At 41.6% G+C, this 15,661-nt stretch carries 18 protein-coding genes; 4 read left to right on the top strand and 14 right to left on the bottom strand.

The features are described 5' to 3' along the window. Nucleotides 1-16 precede the first annotated feature (16 nt). The 3 genes from eif1A to EO95_RS18660 form a co-directional block, all read right to left on the bottom strand. The gene (eif1A, locus tag EO95_RS01020) at nucleotides 17-331 is read right to left on the bottom strand and encodes a translation initiation factor eIF-1A (RefSeq protein WP_082105877.1); all 315 of its coding nucleotides are present in this window, start codon (nucleotides 329-331) and stop codon (nucleotides 17-19) included. Nucleotides 332-812: 481 nt separating this feature from the next. Next, entirely contained in the window at nucleotides 813-1,028 is a 216-nt protein-coding gene (locus EO95_RS01015) for a CxxC-x17-CxxC domain-containing protein (RefSeq protein WP_048141258.1), read from the bottom strand. A gap of 354 nt (nucleotides 1,029-1,382) precedes the next feature. Then, nucleotides 1,383-1,484, bottom strand: a complete 102-nt coding sequence (locus EO95_RS18660) for a CxxC-x17-CxxC domain-containing protein (protein WP_394297334.1) — start codon at nucleotides 1,482-1,484, stop codon at nucleotides 1,383-1,385. Nucleotides 1,485-2,157: 673 nt separating this feature from the next. On the opposite strand from EO95_RS18660, the gene EO95_RS01005 reads away from it, so the two are divergent. Further along, entirely contained in the window at nucleotides 2,158-2,484 is a 327-nt protein-coding gene (locus tag EO95_RS01005; protein WP_048131401.1) for a multidrug efflux SMR transporter, read from the top strand. Nucleotides 2,485-2,600: 116 nt separating this feature from the next. Here EO95_RS01005 and EO95_RS01000 read toward each other — a convergent pair whose 3' ends face one another. Next, on the bottom strand, nucleotides 2,601-3,284 hold the full coding sequence (locus tag EO95_RS01000; protein ID WP_048131400.1) for a class I SAM-dependent methyltransferase: 684 nt from the start codon (nucleotides 3,282-3,284) through the stop codon (nucleotides 2,601-2,603). 1,466 nt (nucleotides 3,285-4,750) lie between these two features. Between EO95_RS01000 and EO95_RS00995 the strand changes: the two genes are divergently transcribed. Then, complete coding sequence (locus tag EO95_RS00995; RefSeq protein WP_048131399.1) at nucleotides 4,751-5,299, top strand: tetrahydromethanopterin S-methyltransferase subunit A; 549 nt, start codon at nucleotides 4,751-4,753, stop codon at nucleotides 5,297-5,299. Here EO95_RS00995 and EO95_RS18540 read toward each other — a convergent pair. Further along, nucleotides 5,279-5,644 carry a DUF6544 family protein gene (locus tag EO95_RS18540; RefSeq protein WP_048131398.1) on the bottom strand — a complete coding sequence of 122 codons (366 nt, stop codon included), beginning with the start codon at nucleotides 5,642-5,644 and terminating at the stop codon, nucleotides 5,279-5,281. The two genes, EO95_RS00995 and EO95_RS18540, sit on opposite strands and share 21 nt — an antisense overlap. 414 nt (nucleotides 5,645-6,058) lie before the next feature. Between EO95_RS18540 and EO95_RS00985 the strand changes: the two genes are divergently transcribed. Continuing rightward, nucleotides 6,059-6,685, top strand: coding sequence for a tetrahydromethanopterin S-methyltransferase subunit A (locus tag EO95_RS00985; RefSeq protein ID WP_327037133.1), 627 nt, complete (start codon nucleotides 6,059-6,061; stop codon nucleotides 6,683-6,685). A 127-nt stretch (nucleotides 6,686-6,812) separates the two neighbouring features. Here EO95_RS00985 and EO95_RS00980 read toward each other — a convergent pair whose 3' ends face one another. The 9 genes from EO95_RS00980 to EO95_RS00940 form a co-directional block, all read right to left on the bottom strand. Further along, nucleotides 6,813-7,007 carry a YwbE family protein gene (locus EO95_RS00980; protein WP_048131411.1) on the bottom strand — a complete coding sequence of 65 codons (195 nt, stop codon included), beginning with the start codon at nucleotides 7,005-7,007 and terminating at the stop codon, nucleotides 6,813-6,815. A gap of 58 nt (nucleotides 7,008-7,065) precedes the next feature. Next, complete coding sequence (locus EO95_RS00975; RefSeq protein WP_048131396.1) at nucleotides 7,066-7,317, bottom strand: hypothetical protein; 252 nt, start codon at nucleotides 7,315-7,317, stop codon at nucleotides 7,066-7,068. 181 nt (nucleotides 7,318-7,498) lie between these two features. Further along, nucleotides 7,499-10,384 carry a heavy metal translocating P-type ATPase gene (locus EO95_RS00970; protein WP_048131395.1) on the bottom strand — a complete coding sequence of 962 codons (2,886 nt, stop codon included), beginning with the start codon at nucleotides 10,382-10,384 and terminating at the stop codon, nucleotides 7,499-7,501. A gap of 41 nt (nucleotides 10,385-10,425) precedes the next feature. Continuing rightward, complete coding sequence (locus EO95_RS00965) at nucleotides 10,426-10,623, bottom strand: heavy-metal-associated domain-containing protein (protein ID WP_048131394.1); 198 nt, start codon at nucleotides 10,621-10,623, stop codon at nucleotides 10,426-10,428. Nucleotides 10,624-10,793: 170 nt separating this feature from the next. Beyond that, complete coding sequence (locus EO95_RS00960) at nucleotides 10,794-11,015, bottom strand: heavy-metal-associated domain-containing protein (protein ID WP_268767878.1); 222 nt, start codon at nucleotides 11,013-11,015, stop codon at nucleotides 10,794-10,796. Nucleotides 11,016-11,350: 335 nt separating this feature from the next. Next, the gene (locus tag EO95_RS00955; protein ID WP_082105873.1) at nucleotides 11,351-11,599 is read right to left on the bottom strand and encodes an SHOCT domain-containing protein; all 249 of its coding nucleotides are present in this window, start codon (nucleotides 11,597-11,599) and stop codon (nucleotides 11,351-11,353) included. Nucleotides 11,600-11,845: 246 nt separating this feature from the next. Next, the gene (locus EO95_RS16895) at nucleotides 11,846-12,052 is read right to left on the bottom strand and encodes a heavy-metal-associated domain-containing protein (RefSeq protein WP_156163943.1); all 207 of its coding nucleotides are present in this window, start codon (nucleotides 12,050-12,052) and stop codon (nucleotides 11,846-11,848) included. A gap of 282 nt (nucleotides 12,053-12,334) precedes the next feature. Continuing rightward, on the bottom strand, nucleotides 12,335-12,934 hold the full coding sequence (locus EO95_RS00945; RefSeq protein WP_048131393.1) for a class I SAM-dependent methyltransferase: 600 nt from the start codon (nucleotides 12,932-12,934) through the stop codon (nucleotides 12,335-12,337). A gap of 16 nt (nucleotides 12,935-12,950) precedes the next feature. Further along, entirely contained in the window at nucleotides 12,951-13,433 is a 483-nt protein-coding gene (locus EO95_RS00940; protein ID WP_156163942.1) for a PGF-CTERM sorting domain-containing protein, read from the bottom strand. Nucleotides 13,434-13,998: 565 nt separating this feature from the next. Here EO95_RS00940 and argH point away from each other — a divergent pair. Further along, nucleotides 13,999-15,474 carry an argininosuccinate lyase gene (gene argH, locus EO95_RS00935; protein ID WP_048131391.1) on the top strand — a complete coding sequence of 492 codons (1,476 nt, stop codon included), beginning with the start codon at nucleotides 13,999-14,001 and terminating at the stop codon, nucleotides 15,472-15,474. The last annotated feature ends 187 nt before the right edge of the window (nucleotides 15,475-15,661 follow it).

The following is a 15,661-nucleotide window of genomic DNA, read 5'->3' as shown; positions in this document are numbered from 1 at the left end:
CTATTCGTCGGCAGCGTCAGATGTGTATAAGAGACAGCTCTATCTGAGGCCTGGTGTATTTCCATATAACGTCGGCTTTGGAATCCTGAATATCCCATGGAGTGGCAATTACGACATCACCTTCACGAATCCACATTTTCTTGTTCTTGGATCCGGGGATTCGGCCCATTCGGACAATACCATCCATGCACTGTAAATTGACCCTCTTTGAGCCTAAGAGACTTCCTACCGTTGCCAGTACTTCATGATTTTCCTTGCGCGGGGTACGCACCCTTGTTACTTCCTGAGTAGTTGGTGCGGCAGTTCCAGTTCCTGCTTTTCTCTTTCTTATATTGCTTCTATAGTTTGCCAGTTTGATTCCTCGTTGTATTATTACTTTTGAGTCTTTTATTCGCATTTATTTTATCAGATCATATTTTTTCGAACTTACTGTGTTCAACAATTCCTTTAGGTACTTTGGTGTGAAAGTTCATAAATGGATAGGAAGTAAAAAACCTCTGAAAAATCTAGAACCTCTGAGAATCCAATATCTCAGGAGACTCTCCTATTTGGAAGGTGGAGTAAATCAGTTCATAACCCATGACTTAGAGTTTACTTCAAAATTCTTCAGAGCAATTCCAGATCCCGCTATATAAATATTAACTAAGATGTAATCAATGAAAATTTATGATGTGACATGATAAATAAACATATAAAGACATAAGAGTTTCGATGCCCTTCACCCAAAGATAAGGTAAAAACACAGAATAAAAAGTGGATTAAGTGTTGATGTAATCAGTTACAGCGCAACACTTTACGCGATAAATTCGAATTTAGAACTTCCTGTGGTTAGGAAGGCAGTCTCTGCAGTAAACCGGCCGTCCTTCGGTTGGTTTGAAAGGAACTTCTGTCTCGACACCGCAGTCAGAACAGGTAACCTTGTGCATTTCTCTGGGGCCACTGTTGCCACCTCTGAAACCACCACTTCCACCACGGTTGCTGTCTCTGCTGCCACCCCGGTAAGAGTTTCCTCTGTCATTAAAACCCATTTTTATTCACCTCCGCTTATAGCGGATACACATATCTCATAAAAATATGATAAGATATAATTTATTATTTAAAAACAAAAAAAGGAGTTTTTAATAACAGATTATGTCTCATTATTTTTACTAATTGTAAAAACCTCTTATGTTATATAAAATTAATCCACGTGAGCCGGAAGACATATAAAAGCCTCTTCCTCAAACATAAAGGGTCAGAGTAACGAATCAGACGTTAGAAATAAGACATTAAAAATAAGACATTAAAAATAAGACATTCGAAATAAGAATATTTGGAAACCCTGCTGTCAAAAGGTTTCCATTGATAATAATTAAAAATCAAAAGATTCAGAATTTCTGGAATTAGAATTTCCGGTGTTTTGGGAGACAGTCCCTGCAGTAAACTGGTCTTCCTTCAGTTGGCTTAAATGGAACCTGGGTCTCAACGCCACAGTCAGAACACACTACTGGGTACAGTTCTCTGGGGCCGCTGCTGCCACCTCTGAAACCACCACGGTTGTTGTCTCTGAAACCACCACGGTTGTTGTCTCTGAAACCACCACGGTTGTTGTCTCTGCTACCACCACGGTTGTTGTCTCTGTTTCCCCGGTTGCTTTCTCTTCCCCTTAAAGAATTCCCTCTGTCATTAAAACTCACTCTCGTTTCACCTCCGCTTATAGCGGATATCCTCTAGGTTGCTATAAAAATAAGATCCTATACAATTCTTTTATTAAAAACAAAAATGAAGTTTTTAATAACAGATCATATGATTCTTTATTTTTACTGCCAATATTTCCCAAGACATTATAACATATAAATTTATCTCAAGTGGAAAGGAGCATAAAAAATCATTCTAAAACCTTTAAAACATCATTTCGCCTTAAAATCGACCGCTTTTCCAGAGGCAGGAATGAGAATCAAATTTTTCTGATTTGTGCCTGATTTCTCATATTTATACCTGAAATTTCTAATATATTTGTTAAATTTCAGTGTACTTTCAAAAGAAAGGGCCTGATACATAAGAATATATTGATAAACTTGACAGACTGGACAAGATAAATAGACGGGTGATATCCCGAAGCTAGGAAACTAATGAACCAGGGAACTGATTAATAAATAGAAGTAAAATAATCCATTAATGAACTATTATTACCTGCTGTTACTGGCAATAGCATTTGAAGTATGCGGAACCACCTGCATGAAATTATCCGAAGGCTTTTCAAAGTTGCTCCCTTCAGTTTTGATATTCGTATTTTATGCCATCAGTTTCTTTTTCTTTACCCTTGCCCTTAAAGGAATAGATGTGAGCATTGCATATGCAATATGGGCCGGGCTCGGGACTGCTCTTATCACAGTAGTCGGGATTTTCTGGTTCAGGGAACCTGCCACTGCCCTCAAGATGATTTCTCTTGTCATTGTAATTGCAGGAGTTATCGGGCTTCACCTGAGTGATAGGGTTACATAATTGACCTGACTGACCAGAATGACCAGATTTACCTGATTGAAATAGGTTTGTGCAAGCAGAAGTAAGGCTTTGAGGTTTTTCAGTATCTGATAGAAAGAATGCAAGCAGCCCGAGGTTCAGAGCTTTTTAGCCACAACTACAAACCCGTTAATTTTGTTACCTGTCCTGGTTTTGAGCTCTTCAACCCTGAAATAATCAATCTCAAACCCGCAGTCTACAAGCAGGAACACAAGCTCTTTTTCGGAGAAATGGTGTGCAATATATTCAACCTCTCCTGTTTCAGGATTCAGGGCAAGGAAAGAACCTTCTTCTTTTGTAACCGGGAAGTCCTGAAGGTAACGATTTCTGTAAAGCTTGAGGTGCCAGTTCTGCCCGAATTCCACAAGGTAAAGGTAACCCCCGGGTTTCAGGACTCTGAAAGCTTCCTGAATTATCCTGGCTCTTTCCTGCGGGTCCGGCACAGAGGTCAAAAAAGCCTGCATGACTGCAAAATCGAAACTTGATTCGTGGAAAGGAAGATCAGAAGCATCCACAACCTTAAATTCAGCTCTCCCTTCTATCTTTCGATCCAGGCCCAGGTTTTTTGCAGCAGCTTTTGAAAGCTTGACAGCTTCAGTGTTTATATCTATCCCTGTTACCGAATATCCCAGGGAAGCAAGCTCAAGGCTAATTTTTCCAAACCCACATCCGACATCGAGAATATTATAACCTTCCTGTAGATAACTGTGAATCACGGGGTAAAGCTCAAGACTTGAGGGTATGTTCTTTCCGGAAACCATTTCCCAGTATGATTTTGACATAGAGAAACAGAATACAGGTAAACGATAAAGAACATTTCGAAACCCATAAAATACTCTGAGATGCCAGCCTTACGGGGAATAAGGACAAAAGGAGCTGGAAAAAAATAAAAAGGGGGTAGATAAATGAATAATCTGGAAATCAATAAAAAAATATGGAAATAAAACAATATGGAAATAAAACAATAAAGATATTTCAGGCAACTCCTGAATCCGCCCTCAGTTGCTGCCTGAAAAATTCTTATTGTTAAGGGTTAACCCCGTTAACACGGACTTTGACACCGCCTCAGTACCGTTTAATTCAGGGTTTTAATCCCGCAGCGATCCTGTGACAACCTGTCCAGGTAGCAATTCACGGGATAACACAGTGGCTTCTGCTGCAAGGTTCCGGAAGGAATCGGATCGTTGACATCAATGTGGATGCAACAGATGCCACCGTTTCAGGATGGAAATGCCCTTAACATTCAGGTTTTTCTCAATGTTTTTGGAGTACTTACTCTTTGGAGATTAGTTCCTTTCTGTTTTTGAGACCTTTATTCATTTACGTTTTTAAAGACCTTTATTTCCTTCACTTTCTTAAAGATCTTTTAATTCCCATAGATTGTTTCAAAGCTTTTAGTTTCATTTTGCCTGGAAAACAACTTGGGGTTAGAATTTCATATTGTAAAATTAGAATATAAGTATACTTTTTTGAATAGTTTTGTTACCTTACAGAATTGATGCTTTTAAAACTTGATAATACTTTATTTTCCTTGATAAAAGATCTGCGCAATTCACATTCAATAAAGAGAATACATAAACCCCTTTATCAAACATACAAGGGCGGTATAAAAAAAGAAACAACTATTGATCCTTTCTTATTCCTCTATGTACCGTTAAATATGAAAAATAAGCTGTATTAATAATGAAGAGAATTAAAACGTCTTAAAAAGCTTTAAATTTCCTTATCAGGATTTAAAACCCGAAAGAACCTGGCAAGCTATTTGCACTCAGCATTGTCCGCTGAAAGAGCGAAATACTTGCGGAAGGCTTGAGGAAGTTGCGGAAGGCATAAAAATTATCAAAAGCCTCCATCTACCCTGCTTTCCAGCTTATTTGAGCTCCTATTCAGGGATGGGGGGCTGACCTGCGGGGCGTTTTTACGATTACTCTTCCCCTGCTTGCACTCTTTTTTGCAAGGGCTCTTGAGGGATTACAGGAGGAAACGTATCTGTTGCCAACGCAGATCTCGCTGACCTCACCTCCGAAAAAGAGAGAAATAAAAACTATGGCAGGATGTCTGTTGCCTCAAATCTGGGATACATCTTTGGCCCTACCCTTGCCGGAGCCCCTGGAACAACGGTATATGACGAGCTTCTGCCCGTGTCTGTAGCCCTCCGATTTCAGTCGAAAAGAATAAACCATTTTCAATTAGAACTTATAGGATGAATTCCAGAAAATAATCAATTCTGAATCAGGAGTGAAACAATATGGAATGGCCTGTAACTTCCGGGGACTACGTAATAGGAGACACGAATTCGAGCGTAGCTGTGGTAACTCTTGCCTCTGACTACACGGCATGGGGACTTAAGAACTATGCAATCTGCGGAACCTGTTTTACTGAAAACTTCGGGATTGAAAAGATAATAACCAATGTGCTTGCAAACCCGAACATAAACTGTCTGATCGTCTGCGGAGCAGAAAGCGCCCATCTTGCAGGCCAGTCCCTGATTTCACTTGCCGAAAACGGAGTTTCCACAATGGCAGGCTCAAGAAAAATAGCCGGCTCAAACTCCCCTCTACCCTACTTAAATGAAATTCCCATGACTGCAATCTCCCGCTTCCTCAGGGAAATTAAAATTATAGACCTTGTCGGAAACAAAGAACCTGCCTCCATCCAGAAAGCAATCGATTCCTGCACCGGCCCGAAAAGAAGCGAAGCTCACATCATCTCAATGCCCGAGATCGATGAAAACAGCTGGAAAAAATACGAGAAACTGGTAAAGCAGAATGTAATGTCAAAAATAAAGAAAAGGTGACCAGAAGATTGCCTTTGACTCTTCAATAAGGCTCATTTGGGGGTACTTTAAATCGGTTACGGTTACATCAATATATTCCAAGTAACCTTCTTTTAAATTCCAGACCCCTGCCCCTTTTATAGGGAAATTCAATTTCTCAAATTCCCCATATTCCCGAATTGGAGTGGACCAATTTTCTAATTCAAATTTATCATTGCCCATATCTCGATAACGCGGAACTATAAAGTTTGTCACTTTCCCTTCGTCGTCAAAATATATTGTCGCTGTTACACTTTTGCCCATGTCCTTTAACGTTACTCTAGCTGAATTAGCATCAATGGATTCGAGAGAAACATTATTTCCCAAAAGCCGATGGAAACCACATCATTTCGTTAAGATAACATATCATTACTCCCTGATCCATTTCCTAACCTGCAGAATTCGGGCCATATCCTTGAGTAATTGACTTGTTTTTATATATTCTGTAAATTCGATTGGTTCCATATTTAAATTCCAAAATATGCTCAAGGGAAGTGAAGCAACTATTATATTTTTTATGAGATTGATAATCAATAAAATTTGAAGAGGATACCATCTGTAATTACTGAATTTAATACCATTTTTAATTACTGAGTGGATTATGATAGTCACTGCTGCAGTAAAAGATTTGCAGCAGACCGGACATATATCTGTTCAATCATGCAGTATTCCATAAAATTATTATGTTAAATAGGTCAGGAAATATTAAGAGACTGTCTTAAAATTAAATTTGATTCTACAATGGAGACAGAGGACTTACACATTAGAACTAAGATGAATTCCAAAAAAGAATCTATATTGGATAAGGAGCAAAACGAGATGGAATGGCCTATAACTTCCGGAAACTACGTGATAGGAGACACAAATTCGAGCGTAGCTGTGGTAACTCTTGCCTCTGACTACAAGGCATGGGGACTTAAGAACTATGCAATCTGTGGAACCTGTTTTACTGCAAACTTCGGGATTGAAAAGATAATAACCAATGTGCTTGCAAACCCGAATATTAACTGCCTGGTCGTCTGCGGAGCAGAAAGCGCCCACTTTGCCGGGCAATCCTTGATCTCACTTGCCGAAAACGGAGTTTCCACAATGGCAGGCTCAAGAAAAATAGTCGGCTCAAATTCTCCCCTGCCCTACTTAAATGAAATTCCCATGACTGCAATCTCCCGTTTTATCAGGGAAATAAAAATTATAGACCTTATCGGAAATAAAGACCCTGCCTCCATCCAGAAAGCAATCGACTCCTTCACCGGGGAGAAAAGAAGTGAAGCTCATATAATTTCAATGCCTGAAATCGATGAAAACAGCTGGAAAAAGTACGCAAACCTGGTAAAGCAGAATATGATATCAAAAAGAAAGAATAAATGAGCTATTAAGAAAAAATTGGCTGAAAAGAAGAGATAAGCAGTAAAGAAAAGGTAAGTTAAAGACAGGTTTTTAGAAAAGATAGAGCGCTTGAAAGAGTCAAAAAGGATTTGAAAAAGTTTGAAAGGGTTTAATAGATTTCCTTAACCCTTCCAACCTGCCCATCCGCTAGTTGAACTTTTATCCCATGCGGATGAGTTGAAGAATTGGTTAAAATTCTCTTTACAACGCCCTGGGTAATTTTCCCGGTTCTCTGGTCCTGCTTCAGGACAATTCCCACTTTTAGTCCTTCCTTGATATTTGCTCTGATACTTCCATTGTTCATGGCAGAAGGTAAATTCATTGTTATATAAAGCAGTACGTTTTTAAAAAATTGAGATTCATTACTTATTTGTTTCTCTGCTTTCAAGCCAGTCAATTACCTTAGGCCAGAGGGACAATGAGATAATCATGGTAATCACAAAAACGAAAATAGAACCCGCAGCGATATCTACCAGAGTGTAGGCTGTTTCCCCCAGGTACATGTTGGTCAATAAAGCCCCAAACAGGAAGAGATTCATTAGCACTATCGAGGTGGCAATACTTGAGAGAAGCACGACTCTGGTCCTTTTGTCTTTGGATCCAAATTTTACCATATAATTCACCAACAACAACCAAGTGTTCAGAATTCCCGAAAACCTAACCTTCAAAAGGTTCATCCGGAGAGTTTTTTAAGTACGCATGCAGGAAAGTTTTGTTAGCAACATCCCACGCATGCGGAGTTCATTTTTTGACATTTACCTTAAATTATAAGCTTCAAAAGTATCTGCTCTGAACTTATTTAATCCTGCTTCTTTTCATTAGCAGGGAATTGGTTGTAACAGAAACTGAACTCAATGCCATGAAAGCGGCAGCAAGTTCCGGCGTAATCATAATCCGGAAGAAAATGGGGTACAGGATTCCTGCTGCAATAGGGATGCCCAGCATATTGTATCCGAAGGCCCAGGCCAGATTTTGCTTAATCTTATTAATGGTAAGCCGGCTCAGTTTAAGCGCTGCGACCACATCTCTCAGGTCATTTTTGATAAGCACTATTTTTGCAGATTCCATTGCTACATCCGTACCTGCTCCCATAGCGATTCCCACATCGGACTGAATGAGGGCAGGTGCATCATTAATGCCGTCACCTACCATGCCAACGAGCTTGCCTTCCTTCTGGAGCTTTTTGATTTCATTTGCTTTGTCTTCAGGCAGCACCTCCGCAAGCACTCTCGGGATCCCTACCTCTGCTGCAATTGCCCCGGCTGTAATTGCATTGTCTCCGGTTATCATAACTACTTCGATGCCCATTTTTATCAGGGTCTCAATTGCCTCTTTAGAGTTCTCCTTCAGAGTATCGGCAACAGCAACAAGACCTATGATTTCACCTCCAAGAGCTACAAGCATTGCAGTTTTCCCATTTTCCTCAAATTTTTGCATTTTTACTTCCAGCCCCTCGAAAGAAATCATGTTTTCTTCCATAAGTTTGCGCGTACCGAGCAGAATTTTCTTTTCTTCAAGGTATGCTTCAATACCTTTTCCGGGAATAGAACGGAAGTTTTTTGCCTCTGCAAGGCTTATTTTCCTTTCATCCGCACCTCTTACAATGGCTTCTCCCAGTGGGTGCTCTGACCCTTTTTCAGCCGTTGCAGCAATAAAAAGCACTTCGCTTTCTTCGCGGCCAGAAACTGCAAATACATCTGTAAGTTTCGGAGTACCTTCAGTAAGGGTTCCTGTTTTGTCAAACACAATAGTATCAAGTTTATGCGCCCTCTCGAGGGCTTCCCCGCCTTTGATCAGAATTCCGTTTTCAGCACCTTTGCCAGTACCAACCATAATGGCTGCAGGAGTTGCAAGCCCAACTGCACACGGACATGAGATTACAAGGACGGTGATAGCTATGAGCAGGGAAAAAAGGAAAGGGCTTATTCCTCCGAGTTCTGCGGATTCTCCTACCCCGTAACGCCAGTAACCGATGAAAAACCAGAAGAAAAAAGCCAGAAGGGCAATTATATGTACGGCTACGATGAAGTTGCCAGCAAAAACATCTGCGACCCTCTGGATGGGAGCCTTGGTTGTCTGGGCTGCTTCTACAAGCCTGATTATCTGGGCAAGGGCAGTATCAGCTCCGACCTTTGTAGCCCTGAACCTGAAAGACCCTGTCTTGTTAAGGGTAGCCCCGATAACCGTGTCCCCTGCACCTTTCTCAACAGGGATGCTCTCGCCGGTAATCATGGACTCGTCTATTGCAGAGCTTCCTTCAACCACAACCCCGTCAACAGGGATCTTTTCACCCGGACGGACCACAACAATGTCTCCAACGACTACCTCTTCTACAGGAACCTCTTTTTCCACGCCGTCTACAAGGATCCTTGAGGTTTTAGCCCTTAACCCCATCAATTTTCGGATGGCTTCCGAGGTTTTGCCCCGGGCTCTTGCTTCGAGGTACCTGCCAAAGACGATGAAAATAATCAGAAACGCTACAGTGTCATAGTAGAGGACATCATATCCCGGTCCCAGGTCAAGGAAAGTTGCTGCTACACTGATAAGATAAGCTGATCCGGTTCCTGCAGCAATCAAGAGATTCATGTCGGTTACGCCGTGCTTGAAGCCTTTGAAAGTCCCGACAAAAAACTGCCTGCCCGGAAAAAGAAGGACAAGGGTAGACATTATAAAAAGTACAATGTGATTGGAAAAGATTGAGGGCACAAACGACAGGAAAGGAAACATCATGCTCATGTTTCCGAGGGATATGGGAATGCCCAGCAAAAGGGCAACAATAAGGTTATTTCTCTGCCTGCGAATCTCAGCGTCCCTTGACATCTGCTCTCGGTCTTCATACTCAACCGTTTCAGCAGGGACCGATGCCCCATACCCGATTCCCTGAACTGCAGCAATAATTTCCCTGACAGAAATGAGGGAGGAGTTAAATTCCACAACGGCTTTTTCAAGCGGAAAATTTACGGAAACTGAGATTACGCCTTCGGTTTTAGTGAGGATCTTCTCAATATTTGCAGCACAGGACGCACAGCTCATGCCCTGAAGGTTCAGGGTTACTTTATCTTTCTCGACTTTATACCCTATGGATTCAATAGCTTCTTCAATTTCCTGAGGAGAGATCAGGGAAGGCTCAAAGCTAACCTTTGCCCTGCCAAGCTCCAGATTAACGGCTACGGAATCCACACCCTCTTTTTTCTTCAGGACCTTCTCGATATTCAGGGCGCATGCCGAGCAGGTCATCCCGGAAACTCCGAGGGTGATTTCTTTGGGGCCTGCTTTTTGCCCGGACAGCCGAGTTACTTCTTTTTCCGCCAGTTTGCACGCTTCGTCAAGGGTGCAGGAAATTCCCGCCGCCTCCTCACTCACAACGGTTCCCGAAACCTTTGATTCAGCTTCGATCTCAGCAACTTCCGGAGCTTCTGCTGTCTTTCCGGTGCTTTCGGAGGTTTCTGCCTGAGCCTCCGCTTCGGCCTCTCCTTCCTTTTCGGTTGAGTAGCCCGCCTTCAGGACAGCTTCCTTAATATCATCAAGGCTTACCTTTTCAGGATCAAAAATAACAGTTGCACTTTCGGCTTCAAGATTGACATCTACAGACTCCACGCCCTTAAGAGAAGAAATGGCATCCGCTACACTTTTCTGGCAGTGACCACAGGTCATGCCATAAACTCCTATCGAAATTTCCATCGGATATGCCGCCTATCCAGATTTTCAGACTGCCCTAACGCTTAAAAAGCGTTTAAAGATTCTCTGATATTCTTATAACCCGCTTCGAGCAGGGTCATCCTTATGACATGTGCATCAGTTATCCGGCTGTCATAGGTTACATTTACCGTCCTTTCAGGGACGTTTACGTTTACACGGGAAACCCCGTTAATAGAGGCAATGAGCCTGGTAACCGTGTCTTTGCAGTACCTGCAAATCATATCATCTACTACAAGTGTTGTCTCCCCGATGTCTTCACCCCCAGATCATCAGCTGCTTTTAAACAGGCGTTCCACCCATATTATAAAAATCTGTACCTTTTACTATATAATAAATTCCTCGAGATGAATAAATTGAGTATTTTGAGACTATTTAAATACATTATTCCAATTCAGACAGGCTCATATCCTGTTTCCTTCACCACAGCCTTTATTTTCACCACATCAGTAATTCCTTCATCGAATTCGACAACAGCCTGTTTGTTTTCAAGGCTCACGTCTACTTTCTTTACGCCTTCCAAACCTTCAATTGCCTTTTTAACCCTCATGACACAGTGTCCGCAGGACATGCCTTCAACTTTTATGGTTTCCTGAGTAATTGTTTCAACCTCCACTGATTTTTACTGGCAGATTTAACATAATAAGTTTATGGAATACTGCATGATTGAACAGATATATGTCCGGTCTGCTGCAAATTCTTTGCTGCCCATAGTGACCGTCATAATACCCCCAATAATAAAGATGCGTCAATTTATTTCAATTTCACCCGATGCCTTCATCAGGTCTCGTATAGCTTTAGGAAAGAACTGGTCGCCCATCCTGGAGACCTGAAAAGGACATACCCTCGTGACCGAGGGACCTTACAGATTCATCATGTATCTCATCTTCCAATGCCGATAAGGATTAGCAGAAAGCTAGAAGAGGAAAGATTTCATATTTATTTTCCCTCTCAGACCAGGCGCTTTTTAATTTCTTCAAATTCTTCTTCAGTAATTTCACCTTTCGCATACCTTTCCTTTGCAATATCCAGCGCAGACTTCTCTTCACCACCACGGGTTTTGTTCTGTTCAACAAGCCATTTGATTAGCAGATAAGCTACCACAATTATAAGAATCCAGAAAAGAATTCCGAAAAACATACCTCCATACCCCATCATGCCGTAACCGTAATTGTCCATAAATCCATTTATTGCAACCACTCTCCGTATAGCACTTAACAAATATTATTTGATTATTTTTATATATGACATCGGATGCAAAGATCTACGATTAGTTCTCAATACGACAAAACGACCTCCATCCTTCACATTTGGCCAAATATGAAGCAATCCATCCTCCTGAACATGATTTTTCAGTAACTGACCCCACGACCTGAGTTTGCTGGAAGTTTTTTACTACTACCCGAGCCAAACAGAAAAATATAGATCAACATAAGAAAAAAGGAATCACAAGGGCTCATACCCTGCTTCCCGGATAGCAGCCTTAATTTTTTCCAGGTCAGTCAGGGATTCTTCAAAGTTCACAACTACTTCTCTTTTCTCCAGGTTTACATCCACTTCCACTACTCCCTTCACGGAAGCAATAGCTCTCCCCACTCTTACGACGCAGTGATTGCATGCCATTCCTTCGATTTTTAAGGTTTCCTCGACCAGAAATTAACCCCCCATTGCTGAATCCTGAATTTGTAATTTTTACATTTATTTTACCTATTTTTATTACATTATTTTATATTTTCATTTATTAGAGCTTTTGTATCCTCTTCAAATTGTATGGGGAAAAATAAGTTTCACAGATTTGCTGGAAAATTAAAAATTTAGCTAGGTATAAAAAACATACTTGTGAGACACAATCAACTTCATAAATGTATGACAAAATTATTGTATATTTTTCGGGGTAGAAAATTCCCCCTTGAATTTGAAGAGGATACGTAACTTTTAAGGTTTCGACCGAATCTTCCTGAAAACATCCTTAAATGCCAGTTTTTTTGCTTCCTGAATGATAAAGCCAGCTTCTTCGAGATTCTTCAGGGTATGTCGGGTCGTATGATCCCCAAGCAGGAAAAGCAGAACAGGATTGATTAAGTCTTCAAACAGGGCAATAAGGGAATTGCTGCTTCGAACGTGCTCTAAATTGATCATTTCCCCCGACGGTTTCAGGACTCGCCTCATTTCTTTAAGAGCTTTCAGAGGATCAGGGATCGTGCAGAGGACAAAAGTCGTAACCACGTAATCGAAGCTCTTGTCCGGAAATTCCAGGTGCTCGGCATCCATAAGGAGAAGGGTGATATTTTGCATTCCTCCGGCTTTCTCCCGAGCTTTTTCAAGCATCCCTTCACTGTTATCTATTCCTGTAACCAGAGAGCTTGATGGATAGTATTTAAGATTCCTTCCGGTCCCCACTCCAACTTCCAGAACTGTTCCGCTCAGGCCTGAAAGTGCCTCTTTTCTCCATCTCCGGAAAAAGAGAAGTTCCAGAGGCAAATCTATCAGCTCATAGATCGGTGAGATTCGGTTGTACTTTGTGGCTGCGGACATTAAACGAATTTACGCTTTATTTCCGGATATCTCTTCTCATCAGGCACACTACTGCTAATAACCCGACAACCACAGGAATAGCTTCAAATCCTGGGGACTCCTGTTCCTCAGTTGCGTTGTCTGGGACTTCGGTAGTTGGTTGTTCCGGAGTTGCATTGCTTACTGGCACTTCAGTAGTTGGCTGTTCCGGAGTTGCATTAACTGATGGTTCAGTTACGTTTACGGGTGTTTCAGGTATAATTTCTGATGTGGTTTGTGGATGATCATCAGGATTTCCGGGAAAATTCAAGGCCTTGATCTCAGCCAGATTCGTAAATCCATCCCCATCCGAGTCAAGATTTTCGATAGATGTAAAATCTTCCCCACTTCCTAAATATGCTCTGCCATAAGGATTTATGGCTTCCCCGTTATGACAGGTAGTGCATGAATCAAGCCTTGTGCCTGCAGTTTCATAGTGTTGATTGAAAGATGTCAAAAAGCTGGGTTTAGCTGATGCCATGGGTGCCCCAATCAAAGCTACCACTGCTAACAACGATATAATAATTAGTTTATAGTTCATATTTTCCCCACTCCTTTCCCTATTATTATGCTTATCAATGAGTTGTCCACTAGATATTTAACTATTCTCAATGTGGAGCCAGATAGAAATTTACTTCAAATTTTTCGCCGCAGATACCGTAATCAAGAGACATATTTTATGGAGAACCTTATGAAGAAGAGAAAATTAGCGAAGTGCTGATTCGGATGTTTTTGAAAAAATAGCAAGAGTTCTCCTTAAAGAGTCCTCATTATTACACTTACCTTACAGGAGACTTCCTGAAAACCGATTCATATTTAAGTATTTGGAATAATACCACGCTGCGGATTTTATACGTCTTGTATGCCTGCAAATTAAGAATGTGATAGAGACTTCATACAAGCGCACAATATCATTTATCTCACAGAACCCTTATTAAATAAAGACTCTCACAATATAGATTTACTTCACAATGTCCCACAGAATCATTATTACATAAAGACTTTCACAATACAGATTTACTTCACAATTATACAGAGGAAAACCGATGAGCAACATTTTACGCAGAGGCAGGCTTGAAGCTGCCCCGGACAAAGAAATTTTACATTATACCTCCTCTATGGAGGCTGACAGGTGGATTTTTAATGCTGATATAGCAGTGGACCTTGCCCATACGGTAATGCTGAGAGAGCAGGGGATTATAAAGGAAGAAGACTGCGGCAAAATCCTTAGCGGGCTTTTGAAAATAAGGGAAGAAGGGATGGAAAAGCTCGACTTCAGCTACGAGGACATACACATCTCTCTTGAGTCCAGGCTCATCGATATGGTTGGGGAAGATGTGGGAGGCAGGATGCATTCCGGACGCTCGAGAAACGATGAGGTTGCAACCTGCATCAGGCTGACCCTGAGAGAAGAACTTACCGGACTGCTCGAAGAGCTCTTTGCCCTCAGAAAAACTCTAGTCACCCTTGCAGGAAAACACACTGAAACCCTCATGCCAGGCTTTACTCACCTTCAGCATGCCCAGCCAACTACTCTTGCCCATCACCTCTGTGCCCACGAAGCTGCTCTCGGCAGGGACTTTGACCGAGTTCAGGACGCTTTTTCCAGGGTAAACCTCTGCCCTCTCGGAGCTGCTGCATTTGCCTCTACGGGCTTTAACCTGAACAGGAAACGGACTCAGGAACTCCTGGGCTTTGATGGACTGCTGGAAAATTCAATGGATGCGGTTAGCAGCAGGGATTTCCTTATTGAATGCGCCTCGGTGTTTTCAAACCTCATGATAAACCTGAGCCGGATGGCTGAAGAACTTGTAATCTGGTCTTCTTCCGAGTTCAATTTCATCGAACTGGATGATATGTATGCCTCCACTTCTTCGATTATGCCCCAGAAGAAAAACCCGGATACTGCAGAATTAATGCGCGGGAAAACAGGAGTGGCTGTGGGAGCTCTTATGTCCCTGCTTACAATCTGCAAAGGCCTGCCCCTGAGTTATAACCGCGACCTGCAGGAAGCAACTCCCAATATCTGGCGTTCGGTAGAAAATTCCAGGGCATCGGTCAGGGTAATGGAAGGAATGGTAAGGACCATGAAAATCCATAAGGATGTACTTTCAGCCCAGTCCATTACAGGGTTTACAACGGCTACTGAGCTTGCAGATACATTTGTAAGAGAAACCGGAATTCCTTTCAGGACTGCCCACCAGATTGTCGGGATACTTGCAAAGGAAATGGAAAAACCCACAATGGAAAAAATCGACTCCGTGGCTGAAGTTGTGCTCGGAGAGTCGCTTTCAAGCAGGGGATTGACGGAAAAGATGGTAAAGGAAGCCCTTGACCCGGTCTCCAATATAACGAGAAGAAAGATTGCAGGAGGGCCTGCTCCGGAAGAAATGCAGCATTACCTTGGAAAGCGGCAGACTGAACTTGAACTGAACGAGCAGGAGATTGCAACTCTTAAAGATTCAATCGACTCGGCTTTTGAGAACCTGCTTGCAGTAGTTGAAGAATACAGGAAAGCCTGAATAAAGTGAACTAAAAGTAAAAAGCACATTCAATAACACATTTAATTTCAATAACACATTTAACTTTAATATTATTTAGATTTCATAGTATCATACAAATTAGTATCATACAAATTAGTATCATACAAATTAGTATCATACAAATTAGTATCATACAAATTATACAGCATCTCAAAAATCAGCAGAA

It is taken from the genome of Methanosarcina sp. 1.H.T.1A.1, assembly GCF_000979295.1.
In the GTDB taxonomy this organism is placed as follows: domain Archaea; phylum Halobacteriota; class Methanosarcinia; order Methanosarcinales; family Methanosarcinaceae; genus Methanosarcina.
The sequence above is the reverse complement of the archived record's forward strand: the minus strand, read 5'-3'. Positions and strand labels throughout refer to the sequence as shown.

Bases quoted from the DNA above. Each gene is read 5' to 3' on its own strand.
- EO95_RS00945 (WP_048131393.1), bottom strand. From the start codon at position 12,934: ATGTCCGCAGCCACAAAGTACAACCGAATCTCACCGATCTATGAGCTG.
- EO95_RS00985 (WP_327037133.1), top strand. From the start codon at position 6,059: ATGGAGACAGAGGACTTACACATTAGAACTAAGATGAATTCCAAAAAA.
- EO95_RS00975 (WP_048131396.1), bottom strand. From the start codon at position 7,317: ATGGTAAAATTTGGATCCAAAGACAAAAGGACCAGAGTCGTGCTTCTC.
- EO95_RS01000 (WP_048131400.1), bottom strand. From the start codon at position 3,284: ATGTCAAAATCATACTGGGAAATGGTTTCCGGAAAGAACATACCCTCA.
- EO95_RS00940 (WP_156163942.1), bottom strand. From the start codon at position 13,433: ATGGCATCAGCTAAACCCAGCTTTTTGACATCTTTCAATCAACACTAT.
- argH (WP_048131391.1), top strand. From the start codon at position 13,999: ATGAGCAACATTTTACGCAGAGGCAGGCTTGAAGCTGCCCCGGACAAA.
- EO95_RS01015 (WP_048141258.1), bottom strand. From the start codon at position 1,028: ATGGGTTTTAATGACAGAGGAAACTCTTACCGGGGTGGCAGCAGAGAC.
- EO95_RS00995 (WP_048131399.1), top strand. From the start codon at position 4,751: ATGGAATGGCCTGTAACTTCCGGGGACTACGTAATAGGAGACACGAAT.
- EO95_RS01005 (WP_048131401.1), top strand. From the start codon at position 2,158: ATGAACTATTATTACCTGCTGTTACTGGCAATAGCATTTGAAGTATGC.
- EO95_RS00980 (WP_048131411.1), bottom strand. From the start codon at position 7,007: ATGAACAATGGAAGTATCAGAGCAAATATCAAGGAAGGACTAAAAGTG.
- EO95_RS00970 (WP_048131395.1), bottom strand. From the start codon at position 10,384: ATGGAAATTTCGATAGGAGTTTATGGCATGACCTGTGGTCACTGCCAG.
- EO95_RS00965 (WP_048131394.1), bottom strand. From the start codon at position 10,623: ATGATTTGCAGGTACTGCAAAGACACGGTTACCAGGCTCATTGCCTCT.